6 protein-coding genes and 2 pseudogenes are annotated in these 8836 nt (G+C 38.7%); 5 read left to right on the top strand and 3 right to left on the bottom strand.

Annotated elements, in window-relative coordinates; genetic code table 11:
* Positions 1-114: 114 nt before the first annotated feature.
* The 3 genes and pseudogenes from ACTO17_RS14440 to ACTO17_RS14430 form a co-directional block, all read right to left on the bottom strand.
* Positions 115-241 (bottom strand): annotated as a pseudogene (locus ACTO17_RS14440) (site-specific recombinase); the annotation flags it as partial.
* A gap of 76 nt (positions 242-317) precedes the next feature.
* Complete coding sequence (locus ACTO17_RS14435; RefSeq protein WP_482558427.1) at positions 318-617, bottom strand: YciI family protein; 300 nt, start codon at positions 615-617, stop codon at positions 318-320.
* A 19-nt stretch (positions 618-636) separates the two neighbouring features.
* A pseudogene (locus ACTO17_RS14430) lies at positions 637-762 on the bottom strand (helix-turn-helix domain-containing protein); the annotation flags it as partial.
* 74 nt (positions 763-836) lie between these two features.
* Between ACTO17_RS14430 and ACTO17_RS14425 the strand changes: the two are divergent.
* The 5 genes from ACTO17_RS14425 (at position 837) to ACTO17_RS14405 (ending at position 8814) form a co-directional block, all read left to right on the top strand.
* Positions 837-1805, top strand: a complete 969-nt coding sequence (locus tag ACTO17_RS14425; protein ID WP_482558426.1) for a helix-turn-helix transcriptional regulator — start codon at positions 837-839, stop codon at positions 1803-1805.
* Positions 1806-2137: 332 nt separating this feature from the next.
* Positions 2138-3709, top strand: coding sequence for a type I restriction-modification system subunit M (locus ACTO17_RS14420; protein ID WP_482558425.1), 1572 nt, complete (start codon positions 2138-2140; stop codon positions 3707-3709).
* Positions 3693-4766, top strand: coding sequence for a restriction endonuclease subunit S (locus ACTO17_RS14415; protein WP_482558424.1), 1074 nt, complete (start codon positions 3693-3695; stop codon positions 4764-4766). The genes ACTO17_RS14420 and ACTO17_RS14415 overlap by 17 nt, the downstream gene beginning before the upstream one ends.
* 33 nt (positions 4767-4799) lie before the next feature.
* Positions 4800-5654, top strand: coding sequence for a toll/interleukin-1 receptor domain-containing protein (locus ACTO17_RS14410; protein ID WP_482558423.1), 855 nt, complete (start codon positions 4800-4802; stop codon positions 5652-5654).
* 16 nt (positions 5655-5670) lie between these two features.
* On the top strand, positions 5671-8814 hold the full coding sequence (locus ACTO17_RS14405) for a type I restriction endonuclease subunit R (protein ID WP_482558422.1): 3144 nt from the start codon (positions 5671-5673) through the stop codon (positions 8812-8814).
* Positions 8815-8836: the final 22 nt, after the last annotated feature.

Below are 8836 nucleotides of genomic sequence, written 5' to 3'. Positions count from 1 at the left end.
TGCCAATTCCTGCATTCAGCCGTCATTTGGATCGCCCCTTTTTCTTTAGTATAGCATGGGAACAGATAAATATCCATGATTACTTGTGGGTCAAGTTAAGAACAGGGTAGGGGGGAGTTCCTTTTGCCCGGCTTCATAGTCTGCCGAAGGCTCCGTGAAATGCTCGTCCGATATGCGCCGGTCAGACTGTGCTCATAAGCCGCTTGAAGATAACGGAGAGTTCCCCAATCCGTTTTTCTGCCGTTCCATGCAGCGGCGGTTATGCAGTTTCCATGTAAGCTGGATTTTGTTTGCCCCAGTGTTGTTCCTATTCCCAATTACAGCAAGTAATTATTTTCCCGGTCTGCAATCTGCAAACCAACTAATTTGTAGGTTGCATATCCTCCCATAACCAGCGGTTCTGCTTTGCAAATTTCTTCTGCTTCTTCACGGCTCTCTGTTTTCAGGATATACATACCAGCCATTCCCGGATAACCTTTAAAGACACCGCAGATTTCCAGCTTTCCCGCATCGTCCAGCTTTCTTATGTTCTCAACGTGTTCCATAACTACCTGTTTTGTCATTTTATTATAGGTCTTGCTTTTCTCAATCATCATCATGTACATCAGTTTTTCCATACGATTTTCTCCTTTACATTTTTCGTAAGCTGCAAATTACATTGGCAACGCTTGACTGGCAACTTTCACGTTCCATGCTCCATACGGCTTCAAAAATTTGCGCCTTTGTAAATACCCTCCCCGGACTGGCAGCAGAGTGCGCCATATTGCATTTGGGACATGGATAGTTTATCATAGAATAGTGACAAGGGCTGTCACTATTCGGAAAGGAGTTCAAAAATGTCAAAAACAGAACGGCTGATCGAAATGATGATAACAATAAATGCAAAAAAGGATTTTACGGTAGGCGAATTGGCAAATGAATTTTCCGTATCAAAAAGAACGATACTGCGTGACTTGCAAGAACTGGAACAAGCTGGTTTTCCCCTTTACTCCGAAGTTGGGGCGGCGGGTGGGTATCATCTTTTAAAAGAACGCATTTTGCCGCCTATTGCTTTTTCAGAAAGCGAAGCAAAAGCTATTTTCTTTGCCTGTCAAGCCTTGCAATATCACCGTGACTTGCCGTTTGAGCAAGAAACCATATCCGTTTTAAAAAAATTTTTGAATTGTCTGCCGTTAGATGTACAAAACAGTATCACCCAGATTCAAAATAAAGTAGTATTTTGGATTCCAGACAGACATTGCGATTCGCCATTACTTAAATCAATGTTTCTTATTACAATAAACCGTCATGCCGCAACAATACGGTATTCGTCAACATATTCTGAAAGTACACGCACAATTATACCTATCGGCTTATATGCTATGAATGGGCTTTGGTATTGCCCCGCCTATTGTACAGCGGCAAATCAAATCAGAGTGTTCCGGGTTGACCGTATGAAAGAAATCATAGAGGAAAAGCCTTATCCAAAAGGGAAATACCCTATTCCTGCGTCTATTCAGGAATATCTTGAAAACACAGAGGTTAAGAATGATTACCATATGAAAATCCAATTGACAGATATAGGCGTTAAACGCTGTGAAAGCGAATGTTTACTTGCAAGGGGATTAAAAACAGTTCCAACGGGCGGCGGGATCATCGACATGGAAATAAATCATGCTGCTTTAGAATGGGTTGCCGATTATATATTGCCATTTGGGAACAACGCCACTGTGTTAGAACCATTGGAATTAATAAAACTAATACAGAAAAAAATATATGAATTACATCAGCATTATTGCAGTTTGGAAACAAGTATGAGTGAATGAGAGGGATTCCATAATGCTTGTCTTTTGGTCTTTGGTTCGAAGCAGCGTGGCGCTGGCCATGCTCTTTTATTACAGGGATAAAAGTTAGTTTTGCGGGAAGTAAATAGCATGATGTCTGGGATTGTGTGAAAAGGCGGTAAAGGTGTGATGAAAAGCACAAACATAATGGAAAATACAGCGATATAGTGATATAATATGAAATGCATTTGGAGGGAAAAGGTGTGAGGAAAAGCACAAACATAATGGAAAATACAAGGTGAATGAAAGTAAGTCATCTTTGTAGAAATGGAGTAATAGTTTGGAATTTTCCAAAGATTGAGGAGGATATAGAAGTGGCAGCAAAAGCGAAGAAGAAAGAAATTTCTATGGAGGAGACTTTATGGAAATCCGCAGACAAATTGCGGGGCTCGGTAGAGCCGTCCGAATATAAGCATGTGGTATTAAGTTTGTTTTTCCTAAAGTTTGCAAGTGATAAATTTGAGGCTCAGAGAGCGAGGATTATTGCAGACGGTATGGAGAAATTTGCGGATAATATTGCATTCTATACAAAAGATAATGTGTTCTATCTGCCGCAAGAAAGCAGATGGGCTTATATTATGGAGAATGCCAAGCAGGACGACATTGCTTTAAAGATAGATACAGCGCTTTTTACAATCGAGAAAACAAATCCTGTTTTAAAAGGCGCTTTGCCGGATAACTATTATTCCCGCTTACAGATTGATACGGTTAAACTGGCGTCGTTGCTGGATGAAATCAATAAGATTGATACTGCAAAGGATAAAGAGAATGATATTATCGGCCGTATGTACGAATATTTCCTGAGTAAATTTGCGATTGCAGAGGGAAAAGGGAAAGGCGAATTCTATACGCCTAAAACGATTGTAAATTTAATTGCAGAGTTGATCGAGCCCTACGATGGAACATTATATGATCCGTGCTGCGGTTCGGGAGGTATGTTTGTACAGTCCATAAAGTTTATTGAAGCCCATCATGGGAATAAAAAGAAGGTTTCCATATATGGGCAGGAGTATACAAATACAACTTATAAGCTGGCGAAAATGAATCTGGCAATTCGGGGAATATCAGCGAATCTTGGAGAAATGGCAGCGAATACCTTTACAAATGATCAGCATAAAGATTTAAAAGCAGACTATATCATGGCGAATCCGCCGTTTAATCAAAAAGAATGGCGTGCCGCTGATGAATTGACAGATGATGCAAGATGGAATGGATACGAAGTACCGCCCACAAGCAATGCCAATTATGGATGGATATTGAATATTGTATCAAAAATGTCGCAAAACGGAGCGGCAGGCTTTTTGCTCGCCAATGGCGCATTGTCTGATGATGGAACAGAGTTAAAAATCAGACAAAGGCTGATTGAAAATGATTTGGTGGAGGCAATTCTGATTTTGCCAAGGAATCTTTTTTATACGACGGATATCAGTGTAACTTTGTGGATTCTCAATAAGAATAAAAAAGAGCGTACCGTGGATATGAACGGGATGGAGAAACATTACCGCAATCGGGAAAAGGAAATACTTTTTATGGATTTGCGGCAGATAGGAAGCCCATATGAAAAGAAATACATAGAGTTGACAGAGGCAGACAGGGCAAAAGTCGTTGAAACCTATCATAACTGGCAGCAGATAGGGTATGAAGATACATATGAGAATATACCGGAATTTTGCTATTCTGCGGGATATGATGAAGTGGCAGAAAAAGGATTTACGCTTGTGCCCAGCAGATACATTGAGTTTGTGAATCGGGATGAAACGATTGATTTTGATACGAAGATGAAAACGCTGCAAGCGGAGTTAAAGGAACTGCTGATTGCGGAGGAGAAATCGAAAGCGGATTTGTTAGAGGTGTTTAAGGAGTTGGGGTATGAAATCGAATTATGACTTTTTGGGGAATTATATTCGTTTGACTGATACACGTAATAAAGATAACATAACGAATAAAGTGATGGGGATAAATATTGATAAATTTTTTATGCCTTCCGTTGCAAATGTAATTGGAACAGATTTGAGTAAATATAAATTGATAACGAAAGGGAAATTTGCCTGTAATCCCATGCATGTTGGTCGTGATGAAAGGCTTCCGGTTGCATTATATGGAGAAGATGAACCAGCCCTTGTTTCCCCGGCGTATTTTATGTTTGAAATTATAGATAATAATGTTCTTGATGAAAATTATTTGATGATGTGGTTTCGCAGGGCAGAATTTGACCGGATTTGCTGGCTGCACACAGATGGCAGTGTCAGAGGCGGAATCACTTGGGATGATATTTGCCGGATGGAGCTTCCTGTACTTGATATTGGTGAACAAAGAAAAATTGTTGAAGCGTATAAGATTGTAGAGGATAGGATTGAGCTTAAACGGAAGATAAATGATAATTTAGATGTGACTGCCCAAACGTTGTATCAAGAGTTTTTTATTGATAATTCAGATAGTTCTTTTTGGAAACAAGGTACTGTTGGCGATGTATTGCAACTTCAAAGGGGACATGACCTTCCTCGAATTGAAATGGTTGGTGGTGAATATCCCGTTGCAGGTTCAACTGGAACTATTGGGTATCATAATAAGTTTACTGCCGAAGCTCCTGTCATTGTGATGGGGCGAAGCGGAAATATTGGAAATCCGAGATTATACTTATGTAACTGTTGGACACACAACACATCGCTCTATGTAAAGCAGATTTATCAGGTAGAGCCGATTTGGGTGTTCTATTTGCTGAAAAATCTTAATTATGATGGTTTTGTTGGTGGTAGTGCTGTTCCTACACTAAATAGAAATGATGTTCACGCTTACGGAATAGCAATTCCACCGCTTGAATTGCAGAAATTATTTTCCGAAAAGGTTATGAAACTAATTCATTGTAAAGAAGAAAACCTTTCTGAAATAGAAAAACTGCAAAAGTTGCAAGGGGTTGTTCTTGCAACAATATCAAGCCGCTAAATTATCATTTGCTGAAAAGGAGCATGAGATTATATGAAACAAGATTTAATGGAACTAATTTCTGCTATGCCTACTATTGAAACTCGTTTTAGGAAGTTTGAACCAGTAGAGGGATTATGTGTTCCATCTGGAGAATTTATATATGATGATTCTGAATTTATTGAGTGGCAGGAAGCTGTTAAATTTGAACTGCAAGAAATATTTGATAGAACTAATGATACATATATTTGGAATATAATTAATGCAAACGGCGTTATACATAAGTTCGATGGTAAAAATTATAATGAGAGGGAGAGTTTCAATAAGTTAAAAGGCTCTTTGTCTGTTATCCAAAAAAATATTGGTAAATATTATCCAAAAGAAATAGAGAAAAGGGAGGATAAAAAGATGCTTAAATCAAAGATTTTTATAAGTCATTCTTCAGAGGATTTGAAATATGTTGAACCTTTTGTTGAACTTCTTGCAGATATTGGGCTGACGGACGATAATTTATTTTGCTCATCTATTCCTGATTATGCAATACCCCTAAATCAGGATATATACGATTACTTATCATCATTATTCCACAATTATAAGTTGTATGTTGTTTTTATGCTCTCTAAGAACTATTATGAAAGTCCTGCGTGCTTGAACGAAATGGGAGCGGCATGGGTTTTGAAAAGTGAATATACCTCTATACTTCTTCCTGGATTTGAGTACAAAGAAATTAAAGGAGCAGTAAATCCAAATAAAATAGGAATGAAATTAGATGATGAAGAAGAATTGCTTAAAAAGAGGCTGGGAGAATTAAAAAATCTCATGTCTAGTGAATTTGCTATTAAGGTTTCAGATATGCGTTGGGAAAAGAAACGAAATGATTTTATTGAAATGATGAAAAGCATTTCATAATAAAGGAGTGAACATAATGGCGAATTTTAACGAACACGCATTAGAACTATCTATCATAGAACTTTTACAAAATAAAGGCTATATCCATCAGACAGGCAGCGAATTGTTGCGTGAAAAGTCAGAAGTTCTGATAGTAGACGATTTAAAAGAATATTTATGCACCCGATATGCTTCGGATGAACTGACAGAAAGCGAGATTGACAGTATTATTCTCTCATTGCGTACCATAGGCGGAACTTTGTATGAATCCAACAAGACAATTATGTCCATGATAATAGACGGGTTTGTGTTCAATCGTGAAGATAGAGACAAGAAAGATATATTTATCGAATTGATAGACTATGGGGAACCGGAAAAAAATATCTTTAAGATTGTAAACCAGTTGGAAATAGAAGGATATAATTATCAGATTCGCATTCCTGATGGCATTATCTATGTGAATGGACTTCCTCTTGTGGTATGGGAATTTAAGACTGCAATACAGGAACATACAACTATAATGGATGCATACACACAGCTGACAGTCAGATATCAGAGAGATATTCCGGAAATTTTCAAATACAATGCATTCGTGGTTATCAGTGACGGAGCAAACAGTAAATATGGCTCGTTATTCACACCATATGAATTTTTTTACGCCTGGAGAAAGGTTCATGATGACGACAGGGAAATGGACGGCATCAATTCTTTGTTTACCATGATAGATGGCCTGTTTGCCCGGGACAGACTTCTTGCGGTAGTGAAGAACTTTATCTATTTTCCTGATGCTGCAGATAAAAATACAAAGGTAGTGTGCCGTTATCCCCAGTTTTTTGCTGCCAGCAATCTGTTTGAAAATGTGAAAATACATATGAAACCATATGGCGATGGTAAAGGCGGTACATATTTTGGAACGACCGGATGCGGGAAAAGCTATACCATGCTTTTTCTTACCCGCATGATTATGAAAAGCAGTTATTTCAAAAGTCCAACTATTTTAATTATTACCGATCGAACCGATTTAGACGCTCAGCTTTCCAAACAATTTGCTGCGTCTAAACAGTTTATTGGGGACAATCATGTCATAAGCATAGAATCAAGGGATAAACTGCGGGAGGAATTACAGGGTAAACCAAGCGGCGGGGTGTACTTGACTACCATACAGAAGTTTACGGAAGATACTCAGCTTTTAACAGACAGGTATAATGTGATTTGCATTTCAGACGAGGCACACCGCTCACAGATTAACCTCGATATGAAAGTAAAAGTTACGGAAAAAGGCGTAAATAAAACGTATGGTTTTGCCAAGTATCTGCATGATTCCTTACCGAATGCAACCTATATTGGTTTTACGGGCACACCCATTGATGCCACGGTGGAAGTGTTTGGAGATATTGTCGGACATCCATACACCATGACAGAGGCGGTGAAAGATGAAATAACGGTAAATCTTGTTTACGACGGACGGGCGGCAAAAGTAACATTGCGTGAGGACAAGCTGCGCGAGATTGAAGAATATTATGATAAATGCGCCAGTCTCGGAACCTCTGAAGAACAGATCGAGGAAAGTCAGAAAGCGGTCGCTCACCTGGACGCAATTATTGGCGATCCTGACAGGTTAAAAGCAGTAGCAAAAGACTTTGTATCACATTATGAGAAAAGAGTGGAAGAAGGTTCTACAGTTGCAGGCAAGGCAATGTTTGTATGCGCAAACAGACTGATAGCCTATGCGTTTTACCTGAATTTGACGGAGCTTCGTCCTGAATGGAAAGAAAAGAGAAAAGCGCCGGAGGGTGTGGAATTAACAGAGAAAGAGGAAAAAGAATTAAAGCCCATAGAGAAAGTGCGTCTTGTCATGACAAGAAATAAGGACGATGGTAAAGAACTTTATAAGATGCTGGGTACAAAAGAGGACAGGAAGGAATTGGACAGGCAATTTAAAAATGTAAAATCCAATTTTAAAATAGCGATTGTGGTCGATATGTGGCTGACAGGATTTGATGTGCCGTGCCTTGATACAATGTATATTGATAAACCAATTCAGCAGCACACGTTGATTCAGACGATTTCCAGAGTGAACCGTGTCTATGAAGGCAAGGACAGAGGCTTGATTGTCGATTATATTGGTATCAAGAAAAACATGAATGCTGCGCTTCGCAAATATACGAATTTTGAGAAGGAAGAACTGGATGACGTTAGTCAAGCAGTGACAATTGTTTTGGATCAGTTAGAGGTTTTAGGCCAGATGTTTCACAATTTTAACGCAAGGGATTACTATGCGGGAAGCCCGGTAGAACAGTTAAATTGCCTGAACAGAGCAGTAGAATATGTTCAGCTGACGCAGGATTTGGAGCTTCGGTTTATGGCAGCAGTAAGAAAAATGAAACAGGCATTTAATTTGTGCAGTTCCAGTGAACAGTTTAAAAATACAGATATTGAAAAAGTACATTTTTATCAGGCGGTGCGCTCAGTGCTGTTTAAACTGACAAAAGGAGAGGCGCCGGATATTTCCCAGATGAATGCCAAAGTCCGCAAGCTTCTGGATGACGCAATACAGTCTGACGGTATTGAAGAACTATTCGAAACAGGGAAACATATAGACGTTGATATTTTCAGTGATGAGTATATGGCAAGGATTGAAAAGATTCCTATGCCCAATACGAAGATTAAAGCATTGCAGAGATTGCTGTCTTATGCGATTGAGGAGTTTAGGCGGGTAAACAAAATAAAAAGTATTGAATTTGCGGAGAGAATGAGGGCGGTTGTTGACACTTATAATAATCGGAGGAATGAGGAGGCTTTTGCAAACCAGGTCTTGGATGATGTGGCAAATCAGCTTGCAGATTTAATACATGAATTGAAAGAGGAAAAAAATTCGTTTCACAGCATAGGCATTGATTATGAGGAAAAAGCCTTTTATGATATTTTGCTTGCAGTATCAAAAAAGTATGAATTTGAATATCCAAATGATAAAATGATAGAGTTATCAAAAGAAATTAGAGTAGTGGTAGACGATAAAGCAAAATATACGGATTGGTCTACCAGAGAGGATATCAAAGCAAATCTGCAGGTGGATTTGATTATTTTGCTGGATAAATATGGGTATCCTCCGGTTACGATTGATGATGTCTATAAAGAAGTGCTGGAACAGGCGGAGAATTTTAAGAAGTATGCGAGGTGAATTATTCGGGTAAATTATTTTT

Source organism: Petralouisia sp., from assembly GCF_056822245.1.
This window is presented reverse-complemented; position numbering and strand designations above follow the sequence as displayed.